Below are 15,774 nucleotides of genomic sequence, written 5' to 3'. Positions count from 1 at the left end.
GGACCGCGCGAGCGGATCACGTTACACCCGACGCCCGCCGAAGATGGCGCGCTCCCGCCCGCAGGCGGGAACAACCCTATAATTCTCGCATAGAACCTACGGATTCCCCGGATGCCTCCTCTCTACTTCACCGTTCTGTTCGTGATCGCCGTACTGGCGATGGTCGGCACGAAGCTCTGGCTCGCGTCGCGCCAGATCCGCTTCGTTGCGGCGCACCGTGAGAGCGTGCCGCAGCAGTTCGCGGGCACGATCGCCCTGTCCGCGCACCAGCGCGCCGCCGACTACACCGTCGAGCGCACGCGGCTCACGATGATCGAGATCGTCGTCAGCGCGGCCGTGCTGATCGCGCTCACGCTGCTGGGCGGCGTACAGGCACTCGATTTCGCCATTGGCGACTGGGTGGGGTATGGCTACATCGCCCAGATCCTGCTGGTGGCGGCCGTGATCGCGATCACGAGCGCGATCGACCTGCCGTTCGATTATTACCGCCAGTTCGGCATCGAGCAGCGCTTCGGCTTCAACCGGATGACCAGGCGCATCTTTTTCGCCGACCGCATCAAGGGCGTGCTGCTCGGCGCCGCGTTCGGGCTGCCGCTGCTGTTCGTCGTGCTGTGGCTGATGAATCAGGCGGGCACGTACTGGTGGTGGTGGACGTGGGTCGTCTGGGTCGTGTTCCAGATGCTCGTGCTGATCCTCTATCCGAGCTTCATCGCGCCGATGTTCAATAAGTTCGAACCGCTGAAGGACGAAGCGCTCGTGCAGCGCATCGATGCGCTGATGAAGCGCTGTGGCTTCGCGGCCAAAGGCCTGTTCGTGATGGACGGCAGCCGCCGTTCGGCACATGGCAACGCGTATTTCACGGGCTTTGGTTCGTCCAAGCGCATCGTGTTCTTCGACACGCTGCTCTCGCGTCTGTCGGGCAGCGAGATCGAAGCGGTGCTCGCGCACGAACTCGGCCACTTCAAGCGCCGCCATGTGATCAAGCGGATGGTCGTCACGTTCCTGCTCAGCCTCGCGATGCTCGCGCTGCTCGGCTGGCTCACGCAGCGTACGTGGTTCTTCGAGGGCCTCGGCGTGCGTCCGTCGATGACGGCCAGCAACGACGGGCTCGCGCTCGTCCTGTTCTTCCTTGCCGTCCCCGTGTTCCTGTTCTTCGTGACGCCGCTGGGCAGCCTCAGTTCGCGCAAGCATGAATTCGAAGCGGACGCATTTGCAGCGACGCAGGCCGACGCGAAGGATCTCGTCAACGCGCTCGTCAAGCTGTACGAAGACAACGCGTCGACGCTCACGCCCGATCCGCTCTATACCGCGTTCTACTACTCGCATCCGCCCGCCTCGCAGCGGATCGACCGTCTGCTGCGTCACGCATGAGCGGCCGCTCGCCGAAAGCGCTGCGCGCCGCCGCTGCCAGCGACCGCGCGCAGGAGCGCGTGCGCGGCCTCGTGATCGCCGCGCATGGACGTCACTACATCGTCGCGCCCGAGGACGGCAGCGCGATCCTGCAATGCTTCCCGCGCGGCAAGCGCAGCGAGATCGCCGTCGGCGATCAGGTGCTGTACGAGTCGACATCTGCCGATCAGGGCGTGATCGTCGAGATCGGCGAACGGCGCAATCTGCTGTATCGCTCGGATCAGTACAAGTCGAAGCTGTTCGCCGCGAATCTCGATCAGCTACTGATCGTGCTCGCCACCGAACCGCATTTCAGCGAAGACCTGCTCGGGCGCGCGCTCGTCTCCGCGGAAGAGAACGAACTGAAGCCGCTGATCGTGCTGAACAAGATCGACGTCGAAGCCGCGCTGCCGCTCGCGCGCAAGCGGCTCGAGCTGTATCGCGGGCTCGGCTACACGGTGCTCGAAGTGTCGATCAAGGGGCAGCCCGACGCCGCGCGCGAAACGCTGGAAGCGCATTTGAACGGCCATTCGACGCTGCTGCTCGGTCAGTCAGGCATGGGCAAATCGACGCTCGTCAATCTGCTGATTCCCAATGCCGAAGTGGCGACGCGTGAAATCTCGACGGCCCTCAACAGCGGCCGTCACACGACCACGTTCACGCGCCTCTATCCGCTTCCTGGTGGCGAAGGCGCATTGATCGATTCGCCAGGCTTCCAGGAATTCGGCCTGCATCATCTGACGGAAGGCAAACTCGAACGCGCGTTTCCCGAGTTCAGGCCGCTGTTGCCCAACTGCCGGTTCTACAACTGTCATCATCTTCACGAGCCCGGCTGCGCGATCCTCGAAGCCGTCGCCGAGGGCCGCATCGCGAAGGAACGGCATGCGCTCTACGCGCAGCTGGTACATGAGGCGAGCCAGATCGTCCGCTGACAGGCAATCATGATGAAGCTCATGCGCGCGCCCAACGTCGTGATTGGGCAGCATTGGATCAACGTGCTGGCGGCGGCGGGTATCGCGTGCGAATTGCATAACCGCTATCTGAGCGGCGCGATCGGCGAGATTCCGGCGGATCAGTGCGCGCCGGAGTTGTGGCTCGTCGACGAGCGCGACGAAGCATTGGCGAGGAAGTTGATCGATGCGGCGCGCAGTGGGCCCGCCGTCGGTGCGCCCGGCTGGCGCTGCGCGCATTGCGGTGAATTGCTCGAAGCGCAGTTCACCGTGTGCTGGAATTGCGGCACGGCGCGCGATCCGCTGGACGGCTGAATCGCGCTTTGGTGCGTAGCGCGGCTTTCAGGCGAGCCAGACGGCGATGGTCAGCATCAGCAGCAGGATCATCCACAGGATGACAGCGCGCCACACGAGGCCCACCGCCGATTGCAGCGTGCGCGGCGTGCAGTCGTCGCCGACGGGCATCGGGCCGCCGTCGCCTGTTGCCAGCGCGTCGAGGCTCGACACTTCCGCGAGCGGGCCCGCGAGACGCGCGCCCAACGCGCCGCTGCCGGCGGCGAGCAGCACGCCGTCGTTCGGGTCGGGCCATTGACGCGCATGATTGCGCCACGCGTAGATCGCGTCTTCGAAGTTGCCGACAATCGCAAAACCCATCGACGTCAAACGCGACGGAATCCAGTCGATCACGAAGAAAGCGCGTTGCGCGAAGGTGGAGAACGCGGCCGTCCGGTCGTCGACAGGCTTCGACCAGGTGCGCGCCAGATATTCAGCCGTGCGATACAGCACTGCGCCCGCCGGCCCGACGGGAATCAGAAACCAGAAGAACACACCGAACACATGCCGATGCGATGCGACCACGGCATGAATCAGCGTGTGGCGGACGATTTCGCTGACGGGCATGTCGACGGTATCGATGCCAGTCCACTCATTGAGGATTTCACGCGCGCGCGGCACGTCGTCGTTGTTCAACGACAGATGGATGTCCGTGAAGTAATGGCTGAACTGGCGAAAGCCGAGCGTGAAGTACAGCACCGCGACGTTCCACAGGAACGCGAGCACGAAGTGAATCTCGTACAGCACGAAATAAATCAGGCCGGTGACGAGCGTCCAGGGCAGCACGACGACCAGCCACGCGAGGATGCCGTGCTTCTCCTTGCCGGCATCGAAGCCGTGCGCCGTCGATTCCGCATGGTATTGAAGGAGTGCCGACACCGGATTGTTCGGCGACAGCGCGCGCATCTGTTCGATGATGAGGGCCAGCAATACGGAGAAAAAAGTCATGCGAGACGCCGTGCTATTCGAGTTCTTACCGGGCGGTTCTTGCCGGCCGATCCGGTCCGATGAGCGGAATTGGTCATTACGATAGCACAGGGTCGGATGAGGCTGAGCGGCTGCAATGCAAACGTAATGCAGCGAGACCGCACGCCGATCGCGCGGCTATGCATCATGCAGCGAGGAAGCGATAGAAATTGCGCAACATGCCTGCCGTTGCGCCCCAGATGAAGTAATCGCCGCCTACTTCACCGCGCGGGTATGGCATTGCAAAAAAACGACGCTCGCCGCCTTCCCAGTTCAGCACGCGCACCTCGTGATTCTTCGGGTCCATCAAAAAGCTTAGTGGGACCTCGAAAATCTCCGCGACTTCGAAGGTATCAGCCTGAACCGTGAACGGCGGATGCACGAGACCGACGACGGGCGTCACGCGAAAACCCGTGCCCGTCAGATACTCGGGCAGCGCGCCCAGCACTTCGACGCGCGAAGGATCGAGACCGACCTCTTCCTGTGCTTCACGCAAGGCCGTTGCTGTCGTGGTGGCGTCATGAGGTTCGTGGCGGCCACCGGGAAAGCTGACCTGCCCCGCGTGATCATTCAGATGCGCGGTGCGCTGCGTGAGCAGCACCGTCAGTCCGCCATCACGCACGACGAGCGCCACAAGCACGGCGGCGACACGCGGATCGCCCGTTTCGCGCCACCGCACTTCACGCGACTCCTGCTCCCACGGCACGTTTTGCTCGAAGCGCACGCGCAGCGCATCCGGCGTCAGGCGCTCGGGCGCGACAGCGGGCAGATCGACATCGGCCGGTTCGACAGGCAAGCTTTCGGGATCAAAGACGGGACGAGAGGGACGGGAAGGCGCGGTCAATGGAAGTCTCGAAACGAGCGCTGGTGGGACACGACGCTATTTTGACCTGGCAAACAAAAAAGCACCCGTGGAGGGTGCTTTTTCTTACAGCTTTTACTCTTGAGCAGCTGCAGCGCGGTCTTTCGACACCAGCTTTTCTTTGATTCGAGCGGACTTGCCCGAACGTTCGCGCAGGTAGTACAGCTTTGCACGACGCACATCGCCACGACGCTTGACGACGATGCTTGCCAGCAGCGGCGAATACGTCTGGAACGTACGCTCGACGCCTTCGCCCGACGAAATCTTGCGGACGATGAACGACGAGTTGAGGCCACGATTACGCTTCGCGATCACGACGCCTTCGTAAGCCTGAACGCGCTTGCGGTTACCTTCAACCACGTTGACGCTGACGATCACCGTATCGCCGGGAGCGAATTCGGGGATGGTTTTGCCTGCGAGCGCGCGCTCGATTTCTTCCTGCTCGAGTTTTGCAATCAGATTCATTACTGACTCCTGTTGCCATCTTGTCGGCGTTCGTACCTGCCTCGCGCGTCGCGCGTTCGGCTACGGCCCCGATAGAGGATGGGTTCACATCTGGAGCCGGCCACGCATGGACGGTTCCGCCTTGATCCCGCCTGGTTGCGCGAAGCTCAATGCTTCGATGCTTCCTTGGCGAGATTTGCGAGCCACGCCTCGTCGGCACGGCTCAACAACTTGTTCTTTCTGGCCTGAACGATCAGATCGGGCCGCTTGACCAGCGTATTGCGCAACGCTTCGCGCCGCCGCCACAGCTCGATTTCCGCATGATGGCCGCCGAGCAGCACATCGGGCACACGCACGCCGTCGTATTCCTCGGGACGCGTGTAGTGCGGACAATCGAGCAAACCATCGACGAAACTGTCCTGCACCGCCGATTGCGCGTCGTTCAGCACACCCGGCAGATGACGCACGACGGCATCGATCAACGCCATGGCCGGCAATTCGCCACCCGACAGCACGAAGTCGCCGAGGCTGACTTCTTCGTCGACGACGCGGTCGATCAGACGTTGATCGATCGCTTCGTAGCGACCGCACAGCAAAATCAGACCAGGCTCAGCGGCAAAGCGCATGACCTTGTCGTGATTGAGCGTGGCGCCTTGCGGCGACATCATCACGACGCGTGCGCCGCCAATGCCCTGCTCCGCCTGCGCCGCTTTCGCGGCACCGATCGCATCTTCCAGCGGTTTGGCCAGCATCACCATGCCGGGGCCGCCGCCGTACGGGCGATCGTCGATTGTGCGGTAGTTGTCGGTTGTGAAATCGCGCGGATTCCACGTGCGCAACCCATATCGCTCCTGCTTCGCCGCGCGGCTCGTAATGCCCCAGTCGGTCAACGCGCGAAACATGTCGGGAAAGAGCGTAACGATATCGAACTGCATCGCTCTCTCCGTGAAGCGAAATGTTTTAGTAATCGGCTTCCCAGTCGACGATGATCTTCTTCGCCGCCTGATCCACCGTTTTGATGAAGACGCCGACGAACGGGATCAAGCGCTCGCCTGTGACCGGCTCGCCGTCTTTGCCAGTAGCCGGATACTCGATGCGCAACACCGACTGCGCACCGTTGTCGATCAGATCTGCGACCTTGCCGAGTTCGACGCCTGCCTCGTTGACAACATCGAGGCCCAGCAGGTCGACCCAGTAAAATTCGTCGGTTCCCAGCGCAGGGAAATCGCTGCGGCGCACGTAGACGCGATGACCACGCATCGCGAATGCAGCATCTCGGTCGGACAGGCCGCCGAGTTGCGCAACGATACTGTCGCCATGAACCTTGGACTGCAGGCGGGGCGCCGACTTGCGCTCGCGGCCCTTTTCGAGCCACCAGCGTTTGGCGCTGAGCAAGGCGTCGCCGCCTTGACCGCCAGTTGCATGCGCGGCCACCTTCACCCAGCCTTTGAGACCGTATGCATCGACAATTGCGCCGACTTCGACGGCGTCGTCGGGCCAGCTTTCGGCCGATTCAGCCTGCATTTCCTGCGCGACTGCAGCCGTTGCGGCATTCGCAACAGACCGTTCGACCGGCTTGCGAACAAACGCGCCAAACGACGCCCGCGCGCCAGGCATTGCTTTCGCCTTTGCGCGTCCTGAACTATCCGAATCACGCTCCGACATCAGCGAACCTCAAGCCTGCATACGTCAAACCTGCACACCTCGACTCGCGCAGAACCACTGCCGCACGAGCCGGCGATGTACCGTAAAACTGCACTTAAGCAGCCGGTTGCGCCTTTTGCGCTTCCTTCACCAGACGCTGGACGGTCGGCGACAATTGCGCGCCAACGCCTTGCCAGTACGTCAAGCGGTCTTGAGCGATACGCAGCGACTCACCCTTCGTAGCGACCGGGTTGTAGAAACCAACGCGCTCGATGAAGCGGCCGTCACGACGGTTACGCGAATCGGTTGCGACGATGTTGTAGAAAGGGCGCTTCTTCGAGCCGCCACGAGCCAAGCGGATGATGACCATACTAGAATCCTTGAAAACCGGGGTTCGAAACTACTGAAACACGCGATTATAGCCGGAAACCGAAAGCACAACAAACACTTAGCGGGATAAACTGAGCCGCGAGGCCGTAGCCAGGACTCAACGCCGTGCTTGCCAGCTCGAGATTAGTCCGTATAAGCCGCGTGGAGATGCCATGAAACGCTTGCTGGCGGCTGTTTTCCCTGTTTCCCCGGGCACCGTCGCGCGGATGCCACGCTGCGCCGCCGTTTCCGTGTCAAAAGCACTTCGCGCCGGACCGCCGCGGAATGCCGGCATAAGTCTCCACAAGTGCCGCGTGCAATGAGGCCGGCGTAGAATGCGCGTCGGCTGTACGCTGGATCCGCAGCCTCCGAAGCCGCCCGTCACCCTGTCGCTCACGTTCATGGCCACCGTCGCTACGCATAACTCGCGCTTTCGCTCCAAGACCCTTACCGCCGCGCTCGCGTTCTTCTTCGGCACGCTCGGCGCGCACCGCTTTTATCTGTACGGTTTGCGCGACGTGTGGGGTTGGGCGCATCTCGTTGGAACGATCATCGGCATTCCCGGCTTCATGCTGCTGGCCGCTACCGAGCGCGCCGCGATCATGGGCTGGGTACTCGCCTTTCCCGGCGCCGTGTCGATGCTGGCGGCTTTCCTCGCGGCGATCGTCTACGGCCTGCGCCCCGACGAAAAATGGGACGCCCAGTTCAACGCGCACACCGACCAGCAGAGCCGCTCCGGCTGGACCGTCATCTTCGTCGTGATCTTTTCGCTGCTGATCGGCGCATTCCTGCTGATGACGGGACTCGCGCTGTCGTTCCAGACCTACTTCGAATCTCAGGTCGAGGCCGCAAAAGCGATCTCGCAATAAGGCCGCGCTCAGAAAAGACTCAATTGAGGCGTGTCGGGCGTAGCCGGTTTAAGCGGTTTGAGCAACTCGACACGCTTGAAATGCGACATATCGAGAATGCCGTGATTGCGCGCATTCAAACCAAGCCGCCGCACTGCGTTTGCAAAGCGCTGCTTGAGCAGATCAGCCCATAGCCCCTCGCCCTTCATGCGCGTCGAAAACGACGAGTCGTAGTCCTTGCCCCCGCGCATATCGCGCACGCGGTTCATCACTCGCTCGGCGCGGTCGGGGAAATGCGCTTCGAGCCAGCCCTTGAAGAGCGGCGCCACCTCCCAAGGCAAACGCAGCACGATATAGCTCGCGCTCGTCGCCCCCGCTTCCGCGCAGGCTTCCAGCACGCGCTCCATATCCTGATCGGTGACGAACGGAATCACGGGCGCAATGCTCACACCCACCGGTATGCCCGCCTCGCTCAACGTGCGGATCGTCCTGAGCCGTCGCGCAGGCGTGGCAGCGCGCGGCTCTAGCGTGCGAGCAATATCGGCGTCGAGCGTCGTGATAGTGATGGCCGCCATCATTAGCCCGTTTTCGGCCATCGGCGCAAGCAGATCGATATCGCGCTCGATCAGCGAGTTCTTGGTGATCGCGGCAAACGCCTGGTTGTGCTCGCTCATGACCTGGATCACGCGCCGCGTGAGCTGGAGGTCCCGCTCGACGGGCTGCCATGCATCCGTGTTCACGCCCAGTGCAATGGGTTCTGGCACATAGGATTTCTTCGCCATTTCGCGCGCGAGCAGTTCGGGCGCGTTGACCTTCGCGTAGATCCGGCTTTCGAAGTCGAGCCCTGGCGACAAGCCGAGATAGCTGTGCGTTGGCCGCGCGAAGCAATAGATACAGCCATGCTCGCAACCACGATACGGATTCAGGGACACGCTGAACGGAATATCCGGCGACTGGTTGTGCGTGAGAATGCTTTTCGCGCGCTCCTCGAATATCTGCGTGCGCAACGCGGGACGGCCGCTTTCCTCTTCCGACGGCGCGATCCAGCCATCGTCGACGGTCTCGCGCTGGTCCACTTCGTAGCGGCCCTGCAGGTTCGTGACCGCGCCCCGCCCCTTGCGCGGAGCAGGCGGCGCGATTGGAAATTCGGAAATGTCTCGGTCGTAGTCTGTCACGGCACACGTCAAAGCAGCGCTGAATACTGTATAAATATACAGTATTCAGCGCGTTTGTCGAGCATGACTTTCGGGGCCGGGTCAACCGCCCGCCAACCTCGCCATAAGCGTCATTCGCCTACAGCAATATTCAGCGTTTCCTTGATTTCTTCCATCACGACATAGCTTTTCGACTGCACCGCGCCCGGCAGTTGCAAGAGGATGTCGCCGAGCAGCTTCCGGTAGTCCGCCATTTCGCCGATGCGCGCCTTGATCAGATAGTCGAAATCGCCCGACACCAGATGGCATTCGAGCACCTCGGGAATCTTCTGCACTTCACGCCGGAACTGGTCGAACATGTTGCCGCTCTTGTGATCGAGCGTGATCTCGACGAACACCAGCAGCGCCGCGCCCAGCTCCGCCGGATTCACGCGCGCGTGATAGCCCGTAATGACGCCGTCGCGCTCCATGCGCTTGACGCGCTCGATGCACGGCGTCACCGAAAGACCCACCTGTTCAGCCAGTTCCTTCATCGCGATCCGGCCGTCCTGCTGGAGGATTTTCAGGATCTTGTGATCGAGTTTGTCGAGCGCTCGAATCGGTTGACGCTGTGTACGCATAGTTTTTACTGAAAATCTGAAAAATACGATAACAAAACCTACCTCGACGCAAATAGTATAGCGGTTAACACTAGGCATTCGGCAAATCACCTCGTCAATCGAACAAAAGCACGAAAAAACGAGGTTTTCCATCACGCCGCGGCCTTCCGACCTTTATGGAGCAGCTATGCGAGTTGTCGTTCTGGGCAGTGGCGTCGTTGGGGTAACGACTGCCTATTATCTTGCGCGCGCGGGTCATGAAGTCACGGTGATCGATCGCGAAGCGGGCCCTGCGCTCGAAACGAGCTTTGCCAACGCCGGCCAGATTTCGCCCGGCTACGCCGCGCCGTGGGCCGCGCCGGGCGTGCCGCTGAAGGCCGTCAAATGGATGTTCCAGAAGCACGCGCCGCTCGCTATCCGCCTCGACGGCACGCAATTCCAGCTGCAATGGATGTGGCAGATGCTGCAGAACTGCACGTCCGCGCGCTATGCCGTCAACAAGGGCCGCATGGTGCGTCTCGCCGAATACAGCCGCGATTGCCTGCAGGCGCTGCGCGCCGAAACGGGCATCCAGTACGAAGGGCGCACGGGCGGCACGCTGCAACTGTTCCGCACGCAACAGCAACTCGATAGCGCGGCGAAGGACATCGCCGTGCTCGAGGAAGCGAACGTGCCGTACGAACTGCTGATGCCGGGCGACCTCGCGCGCGCCGAACCCGCGCTCGCCGCGACGGCGCACAAGCTGACGGGCGGCCTGCGCCTGCCGGGCGACGAAACGGGCGACTGCCAGCTGTTCACGACGCGCCTCGCCGCGCTCGCCGAACAGTTGGGCGTCAAGTTCCGCTACAACACGCCGATCGACGCACTCGCGATGGAAGGCGAGCGCATCGCCGGCGTGAAGTGCGGCAGCGAGATGGTGCGTGCGGACAGCTTCGTCGTCGCGCTTGGTTCGTACTCGACGAAGTTCCTGTCGGACATCGTCAAGATTCCCGTGTATCCGCTGAAGGGCTACTCGATCACCGCGCCGATCGTCGATGCAAAGTCGGCGCCCGTGTCGACGGTGCTCGACGAGACGTACAAGATCGCGATTACGCGTTTCGACGACCGGATTCGCGTCGGCGGGATGGCGGAGATCGTGGGCTTCGACAAGAAGCTGAAGCAGGCGCGTCGCGAGACGCTGGAAATGTGCGTGAACGATCTGTTCCCGGGTGGCGGCGATACGTCGAAGGCGACGTTCTGGACGGGCCTGCGCCCGATGACGCCGGACGGCACGCCGATCGTCGGCCGTACGCCCGTGTCGAACCTGTTCCTGAACACGGGACACGGCACGCTCGGCTGGACGATGTCGTGCGGCTCGGGCCAACTGCTCGCCGACCTGATTTCGGGCAAGCGTCCGGCGATCCAGTCGGGCGATCTGTCGGTGCATCGCTATCTCGGCGAAACGACGGGGCAGACGCGTCCGGCTTACGCCTGATTCGCGTCTTCCAGATACAGCAACGGCGCCTCTCGGCGCCGTTGTTTTTTCTGCTTTGGTTTTCGACGCGACGCGCATCGAGCGTCGTCAGAACTGGTCCTCGGACAGCGCGAGCACGCCCTCGCCGCCCTTCGCGCCGGTGATCGACGCTTCCAGCGCCACCGCCTGCGGCAGCAGATGTTCTGCGAAGAACTGCGCGGTCGCGATCTTCGCGCTGTAGAACGAGGGGTCTTGCGCGTGTTTCTCTTGCGCGGCCAGCATCGCGCGCGCCATCTGCCACCCGCCCAGCACGATGCCCGCGAGCTTCAGATACGGCACGCTGCCTGCAAATACCGCATTCGGATCGCGCTTCGTATTCGCGACGACATACGCCACGACCGATTGCAGTGCGTCATGTCCAAGCGACAGATGCTTTTGCATCGACTCGAACGCAGCGCCCTTGTGCTGTTTCAGCGCTTCGACCGTCTGTGCAATCTGGGCAAGCAGTGCGTTCGCGACCGCGCCGCCGTCCCGCACCGTCTTGCGGCCGACGAGATCGTTCGCCTGGATGGCCGTCGTGCCTTCGTAGATCGGCAGGATGCGAGCGTCGCGGTAATACTGCGCCGCGCCCGTTTCCTCGATGAAGCCCATGCCGCCATGCACCTGCACGCCAAGGCTCGCCACATCGATGGAAAGCTCCGTGCTCCAGCCCTTCACGATCGGCACCAGGTATTCATAGATCGCGAGATGCTCGGCACGCTTCGCTTCGTCGGGATGGCGATGCGCGAGATCGCTGTGCGACGCCGCGACGTACGCCAATGCGCGCGAGCCTTCCGTGAGCGCGCGCATCGTCGACAGCATGCGTCGTACGTCGGGATGGTGAATGATCGATACGGCCTGCTTCGCGGAACCATCCACTGGCCGGCTCTGCACGCGGTCCTTCGCGTACGCCACAGCCTTCTGGTACGCACGATCCGATATGGCCACGCCCTGCATGCCCACCGCAAAACGCGCCGCGTTCATCATGATGAACATGTATTCGAGGCCGCGATTTTCTTCGCCGATCAGGTGACCGATTGCGCCACTGTGATCGCCGAACTGAAGAACGGCCGTCGGGCTCGCCTTGATCCCGAGCTTGTGTTCAATCGACACGCAGTGCACGTCATTGCGCTCGCCCAGCGAGCCGTCCTCGTTGACGAGGAACTTCGGCACGACGAACAGCGAAATGCCCTTCACACCCTCAGGCGCATCCGGCGTGCGCGCGAGCACGAGGTGGACGATGTTGTCCGCCATGTCGTGCTCGCCCCACGTGATGAAAATCTTCGTGCCGAACAGCTTGAACGAACCATCGCCCTGCGGCTCGGCGCGTGTGCGCACCAGCGCGAGATCGGAGCCGGCTTGCGGCTCGGTGAGATTCATCGTGCCCGTCCATTCGCCGGAAATCAGCTTGGGCACATAGGTCTGCTTTTGCGCTTCCGTGCCTGCCGTGAGCAGCGCCTCGATCGCGCCATCCGTCAGCAGCGGACACAGCGCGAACGACAGGTTCGACGCGTTCAGCATCTCGATACACGCCGTCGCGATCAGCTTCGGCAGGCCCTGGCCTTCATATTCGACGGGATGCTGCACGCCCTGCCAGCCGCCTGCGGCGAACTGGCGGAACGCATCGGCAAAACCGGGCGTGGCCGTGACGTGGCCGTCTTTCCAGCTGCTCGGGTTCCTGTCGCCTTCGACGTTCAGCGGCGCCAGCACTTCGCCGCACAGCTTCGCGGATTCTTCGAGCACGGCTTGTGCGGTTTCAGCGTTCGCATCTTCAAAACCGGGCAGCGCTGCGATGTCATCCAGTCCGGCCAATTCCTGCATCGCGAACATCATGTCCTTGATGGGTGCCGTGTAGCTCATGAGTGTCTCCTCCCTGACTCCGATGAAAAAAGAGGCGCTGGATTCAACATCCTGGCGCCTCTTCGCTTTGCGGTCGTGCGCCGTCAGGCGGCGTATCGCTTTATCAGCCGAGTTCCTTCACCAGCTCCGGCACGACGGTGAACAGATCGCCGACGAGGCCATAATCCGCGACGCTGAAAATCGGCGCTTCTTCGTCCTTGTTGATGGCAACGATCACCTTCGAGTCCTTCATGCCCGCCAGATGCTGGATCGCGCCGGAAATGCCGACCGCGATGTACAACTGCGGCGCGACGATCTTGCCGGTTTGACCGACCTGATAGTCGTTCGGCACGTAGCCAGCATCGACGGCTGCGCGCGATGCGCCCATTGCCGCACCAAGCTTGTCGGCCAGCGGCTCCAGCACTTTCGTGTAGTTCTCGCCGCTGCCCAGACCACGACCGCCCGACACGATGACGTGCGCCGACGTCAGTTCCGGACGATCCAGCTTCGTCACTTCACGGCTCACGAACTGCGAGATGCCCGTATCGGCTGCCGCTTCGATCTTCTCGACCGATGCGCTGCCGCCTTCCGCTGCAACGGGATCAAAGCCCGTCGAGCGCACCGTGATGACCTTGATGGGATCAGCCGATTGCACGATCGCGATGGCGTTGCCAGCGTAGATCGGGCGCTCGAACGTATCGGCAGAATCAACCGCCGTGATGTCGCTGATCTGCGCGACGTCGAGCTTTGCCGCGATACGCGGGGCGATGTTCTTGCCGTAGGCCGTCGCCGGCGCGAGGATGTGCGAATAATCCTTCGCGATGTTCAGCACCGTCGCCTCGACGTTTTCCGCGAGGCCAGCGGCCAGTTGCGGCGCGTCGGCGAGCAGCACCTTCGCCACGCCCGCCACCTTCGCGGCGGCATCCGCCGCGCCTTGCGCGTTGTGACCCGCCACCAGCACATGAACGTCGCCACCGATCTTCTGCGCGGCAGCAACCGTATTGAGCGTCGCTGCCTTCAGCGCCGCGTTGTCGTGTTCAGCAATTACCAGAATCGTCATTTCATTCGTCTCCGCGTGTCCGTCGATCAAAGCACTTTGGCTTCGGTCTTCAGCTTCTCGACCAGCGTCTTCACATCGGCCACCTTCACACCAGCCGAGCGCTTCGGCGGCTCGCTGACCTTCAGCGTCTTCAGACGCGGCGTGACATCGACGCCCAGGTCTTCAGGCTTCACGATTTCGAGCGGCTTCTTCTTTGCCTTCATGATGTTCGGCAGCGTCACGTAGCGCGGCTCGTTCAGGCGCAGATCGGTCGTGATCACAGCCGGAAGCGTGAGCGACAGCGTTTCCGCGCCGCCATCCACTTCACGCGACACCGTCGCCTTGCCATCCGCCACGACAACCTTCGATGCAAACGTCGCCTGCGGCAGATTCGCCAGCGCAGCGAGCATCTGGCCCGTCTGGTTCGAATCGTCGTCGATGGCCTGCTTGCCGAGAATCACCAGCTGCGGCTGTTCCTTGTCGACCAGCGCCTTGAGCAGTTTCGCCACGGCCAGCGGTTGCAGGTCTTCACCCGATTCGATCAGGATCGCGCGGTCCGCACCGATCGCCAGCGCCGTGCGCAGCGTTTCCTGACATTGCGTCACGCCCGCCGACACAGCGATCACTTCCGTCGCCACGCCCGCTTCGCGCAGACGCACGGCTTCTTCGACGGCGATTTCGTCGAACGGATTCATCGACATCTTCACATTCGCAATGTCGACGCCCGTGTTGTCCGACTTCACACGGACCTTCACGTTGTAGTCAACCACTCTCTTGACTGGCACCAGGATTTTCATGCACACGCTCCAAAGTTACGAATACGTCAACCCGACGGACATTATAGCGACAGGCTCTGCGGCAGCCGCTCCGGGATTGCTTGGTGTTGAGGATATCGCTCCCCGACGGGATGACGGAAATAGCGAACGGTCGTGCTATTCTATATCTAAAAAAACCCGGACGCCAAGCCCGGGTTCCCACCAATTCTTCAGACAACACGGTCCAACGCGCCGCGCATCACCACATAACGCGGCGCAACTCCGGATCACCAGGACGTGATCACCGCGCCGCCAAACTTGCTTTCGATGAACTGCTTCACTTCGGGCGAGTGGTAAGCCGCGATCAGCTTCGCCACCCACGGCTTGTTGCGGTCCGCCTCGCGAATCGCGATGACGTTCACGTAGGGACCCTTCGGATCTTCGATCGCGATGGCGTCCTGCTTCGGCTTCAGACCGGCTTCCATCGCAAAGTTCGTGTTGATCGCGGCAGCGTCGACGTCGCCGAGCGAGCGCGGAATCTGCGCGGCATCGAGTTCGACGATCTTCAGCTTCTTCGGGTTCTCGGCGATATCGAGCGGTGTCGCTTTCAGGCCCGCGTCGGCGCGCAGCTTGATCAAGCCCTGCTTTTGCAGCAACAGCAGCGCGCGGCCGCCGTTGGTCGGATCGTTCGGCACGGCGATCTTCGCGCCCGCCGGCAGTTCGGCCAGCGTCTTCACCTTCTTCGAATAGATGCCCATCGGGTAGGTCACGGTGTCGGCGATCTTGATCAGCTTGTAGCCGCGGTCCTTCACCTGCGCCTGCAGATACGGGTCGTGCTGATAGCTGTTCGCGTCGAGGTCACCGCCCGCGAGCGCCGCATTCGGCTGCACGTAATCCGAGAACTCGATGATCTTGATGTTCAGGCCGTTCTTCGCTGCGACCGTCTTCACGACGTCCATGATTTGCGCGTGCGGGCCACCCGTCACGCCGACCTTGATCGATTCGTCGGCGAATGCGAGCGATGATGCGCCAAAGAGCGATGCCGCGCCCAGCACGGCTGCTGCCTTCAGAATGAAACGACGTTGCATGAC

The 15,774-nt window shown here is 62.2% G+C and carries 17 protein-coding genes; 5 read left to right on the top strand and 12 right to left on the bottom strand.

The genetic code is table 11. The annotated features are described in order from the left end of the window. Positions 1-111: 111 nt before the first annotated feature. The 3 genes from H1204_RS04665 to H1204_RS04655 are packed head-to-tail and all read left to right on the top strand — an operon-like array spanning position 112 to position 2,654. Positions 112-1,371 carry a M48 family metallopeptidase gene (locus H1204_RS04665; RefSeq protein ID WP_180730084.1) on the top strand — a complete coding sequence of 420 codons (1,260 nt, stop codon included), beginning with the start codon at positions 112-114 and terminating at the stop codon, positions 1,369-1,371. Continuing rightward, complete coding sequence (rsgA, locus tag H1204_RS04660; RefSeq protein ID WP_180730083.1) at positions 1,368-2,321, top strand: ribosome small subunit-dependent GTPase A; 954 nt, start codon at positions 1,368-1,370, stop codon at positions 2,319-2,321. The genes H1204_RS04665 and rsgA overlap by 4 nt, the downstream gene beginning before the upstream one ends. A 12-nt stretch (positions 2,322-2,333) precedes the next feature. Next, the gene (locus H1204_RS04655) at positions 2,334-2,654 is read left to right on the top strand and encodes a DUF2007 domain-containing protein (protein ID WP_180730865.1); all 321 of its coding nucleotides are present in this window, start codon (positions 2,334-2,336) and stop codon (positions 2,652-2,654) included. Between the two features lie 27 nt (positions 2,655-2,681). Here H1204_RS04655 and H1204_RS04650 read toward each other — a convergent pair whose 3' ends face one another. From H1204_RS04650 to rpsP, 6 genes are all read right to left on the bottom strand, one after another. Continuing rightward, positions 2,682-3,620, bottom strand: coding sequence for a CobD/CbiB family protein (locus H1204_RS04650; protein ID WP_007580219.1), 939 nt, complete (start codon positions 3,618-3,620; stop codon positions 2,682-2,684). A 163-nt stretch (positions 3,621-3,783) separates the two neighbouring features. Further along, positions 3,784-4,482, bottom strand: coding sequence for a CoA pyrophosphatase (locus tag H1204_RS04645; RefSeq protein WP_180730081.1), 699 nt, complete (start codon positions 4,480-4,482; stop codon positions 3,784-3,786). A gap of 93 nt (positions 4,483-4,575) precedes the next feature. Further along, complete coding sequence (gene rplS / locus H1204_RS04640) at positions 4,576-4,965, bottom strand: 50S ribosomal protein L19 (protein ID WP_035990096.1); 390 nt, start codon at positions 4,963-4,965, stop codon at positions 4,576-4,578. Positions 4,966-5,111: 146 nt separating this feature from the next. Further along, positions 5,112-5,879, bottom strand: a complete 768-nt coding sequence (trmD, locus tag H1204_RS04635) for a tRNA (guanosine(37)-N1)-methyltransferase TrmD (RefSeq protein WP_180730080.1) — start codon at positions 5,877-5,879, stop codon at positions 5,112-5,114. A 25-nt stretch (positions 5,880-5,904) separates the two neighbouring features. Then, positions 5,905-6,609, bottom strand: a complete 705-nt coding sequence (gene rimM, locus H1204_RS04630; protein WP_180730078.1) for a ribosome maturation factor RimM — start codon at positions 6,607-6,609, stop codon at positions 5,905-5,907. 94 nt (positions 6,610-6,703) lie between these two features. Continuing rightward, a complete protein-coding gene (gene rpsP / locus H1204_RS04625) occupies positions 6,704-6,958 on the bottom strand; it encodes a 30S ribosomal protein S16 (protein ID WP_006476550.1) in 255 nt (84 codons plus the stop codon). Between the two features lie 400 nt (positions 6,959-7,358). Between rpsP and H1204_RS04620 the strand changes: the two genes are divergently transcribed. Beyond that, the gene (locus tag H1204_RS04620) at positions 7,359-7,826 is read left to right on the top strand and encodes a TM2 domain-containing protein (protein WP_079500198.1); all 468 of its coding nucleotides are present in this window, start codon (positions 7,359-7,361) and stop codon (positions 7,824-7,826) included. Positions 7,827-7,834: 8 nt separating this feature from the next. Here the strand turns inward: H1204_RS04620 and H1204_RS04615 are convergent, their stop codons facing one another. Both H1204_RS04615 and H1204_RS04610 read right to left on the bottom strand, forming a co-directional pair. Further along, positions 7,835-8,980: a PA0069 family radical SAM protein gene (locus H1204_RS04615; RefSeq protein ID WP_180730076.1), complete on the bottom strand. Its 1,146-nt coding sequence runs from the start codon at positions 8,978-8,980 to the stop codon at positions 7,835-7,837. Positions 8,981-9,090: 110 nt separating this feature from the next. Continuing rightward, positions 9,091-9,579 carry an Lrp/AsnC ligand binding domain-containing protein gene (locus H1204_RS04610; protein WP_042314521.1) on the bottom strand — a complete coding sequence of 163 codons (489 nt, stop codon included), beginning with the start codon at positions 9,577-9,579 and terminating at the stop codon, positions 9,091-9,093. Between the two features lie 130 nt (positions 9,580-9,709). Here H1204_RS04610 and H1204_RS04605 point away from each other — a divergent pair, with 130 nt between their 5' ends. Beyond that, positions 9,710-11,032 carry a D-amino acid dehydrogenase gene (locus H1204_RS04605; RefSeq protein WP_346015737.1) on the top strand — a complete coding sequence of 441 codons (1,323 nt, stop codon included), beginning with the start codon at positions 9,710-9,712 and terminating at the stop codon, positions 11,030-11,032. An 87-nt stretch (positions 11,033-11,119) separates the two neighbouring features. Here H1204_RS04605 and H1204_RS04600 read toward each other — a convergent pair whose 3' ends face one another. From H1204_RS04600 to H1204_RS04585, 4 genes are all read right to left on the bottom strand, one after another. Next, a complete protein-coding gene (locus H1204_RS04600; RefSeq protein WP_180730073.1) occupies positions 11,120-12,910 on the bottom strand; it encodes an acyl-CoA dehydrogenase in 1,791 nt (596 codons plus the stop codon). 103 nt (positions 12,911-13,013) lie between these two features. Continuing rightward, complete coding sequence (locus H1204_RS04595; protein ID WP_035990082.1) at positions 13,014-13,949, bottom strand: FAD-binding protein; 936 nt, start codon at positions 13,947-13,949, stop codon at positions 13,014-13,016. A gap of 26 nt (positions 13,950-13,975) precedes the next feature. Further along, a complete protein-coding gene (locus H1204_RS04590) occupies positions 13,976-14,725 on the bottom strand; it encodes an electron transfer flavoprotein subunit beta/FixA family protein (RefSeq protein ID WP_079482285.1) in 750 nt (249 codons plus the stop codon). A 245-nt stretch (positions 14,726-14,970) separates the two neighbouring features. After that, positions 14,971-15,771: a MetQ/NlpA family ABC transporter substrate-binding protein gene (locus tag H1204_RS04585; RefSeq protein ID WP_180730071.1), complete on the bottom strand. Its 801-nt coding sequence runs from the start codon at positions 15,769-15,771 to the stop codon at positions 14,971-14,973. Positions 15,772-15,774 lie beyond the last annotated feature (3 nt).

It is taken from the genome of Paraburkholderia sp. PGU19 (genome assembly GCF_013426915.1).
Classification (GTDB): Bacteria; Pseudomonadota; Gammaproteobacteria; order Burkholderiales; family Burkholderiaceae; genus Paraburkholderia.
Note: the sequence above shows the minus strand (reverse complement) of the source record. Positions and strands in the feature narration are given on the sequence as shown.

Excerpts from the sequence above, each read along its gene's own strand:
- H1204_RS04665 (WP_180730084.1), top strand. The coding sequence starts at position 112 with ATGCCTCCTCTCTACTTCACCGTTCTGTTCGTGATCGCCGTACTGGCG.
- rsgA (WP_180730083.1), top strand. The coding sequence starts at position 1,368 with ATGAGCGGCCGCTCGCCGAAAGCGCTGCGCGCCGCCGCTGCCAGCGAC.
- H1204_RS04655 (WP_180730865.1), top strand. The coding sequence starts at position 2,334 with ATGAAGCTCATGCGCGCGCCCAACGTCGTGATTGGGCAGCATTGGATC.
- H1204_RS04650 (WP_007580219.1), bottom strand. The coding sequence starts at position 3,620 with ATGACTTTTTTCTCCGTATTGCTGGCCCTCATCATCGAACAGATGCGC.
- rplS (WP_035990096.1), bottom strand. The coding sequence starts at position 4,965 with ATGAATCTGATTGCAAAACTCGAGCAGGAAGAAATCGAGCGCGCGCTC.
- trmD (WP_180730080.1), bottom strand. The coding sequence starts at position 5,879 with ATGCAGTTCGATATCGTTACGCTCTTTCCCGACATGTTTCGCGCGTTG.
- rimM (WP_180730078.1), bottom strand. The coding sequence starts at position 6,609 with ATGTCGGAGCGTGATTCGGATAGTTCAGGACGCGCAAAGGCGAAAGCA.
- rpsP (WP_006476550.1), bottom strand. The coding sequence starts at position 6,958 with ATGGTCATCATCCGCTTGGCTCGTGGCGGCTCGAAGAAGCGCCCTTTC.
- H1204_RS04620 (WP_079500198.1), top strand. The coding sequence starts at position 7,359 with ATGGCCACCGTCGCTACGCATAACTCGCGCTTTCGCTCCAAGACCCTT.
- H1204_RS04610 (WP_042314521.1), bottom strand. The coding sequence starts at position 9,579 with ATGCGTACACAGCGTCAACCGATTCGAGCGCTCGACAAACTCGATCAC.
- H1204_RS04600 (WP_180730073.1), bottom strand. The coding sequence starts at position 12,910 with ATGAGCTACACGGCACCCATCAAGGACATGATGTTCGCGATGCAGGAA.
- H1204_RS04595 (WP_035990082.1), bottom strand. The coding sequence starts at position 13,949 with ATGACGATTCTGGTAATTGCTGAACACGACAACGCGGCGCTGAAGGCA.
- H1204_RS04590 (WP_079482285.1), bottom strand. The coding sequence starts at position 14,725 with ATGAAAATCCTGGTGCCAGTCAAGAGAGTGGTTGACTACAACGTGAAG.
- H1204_RS04585 (WP_180730071.1), bottom strand. The coding sequence starts at position 15,771 with ATGCAACGTCGTTTCATTCTGAAGGCAGCAGCCGTGCTGGGCGCGGCA.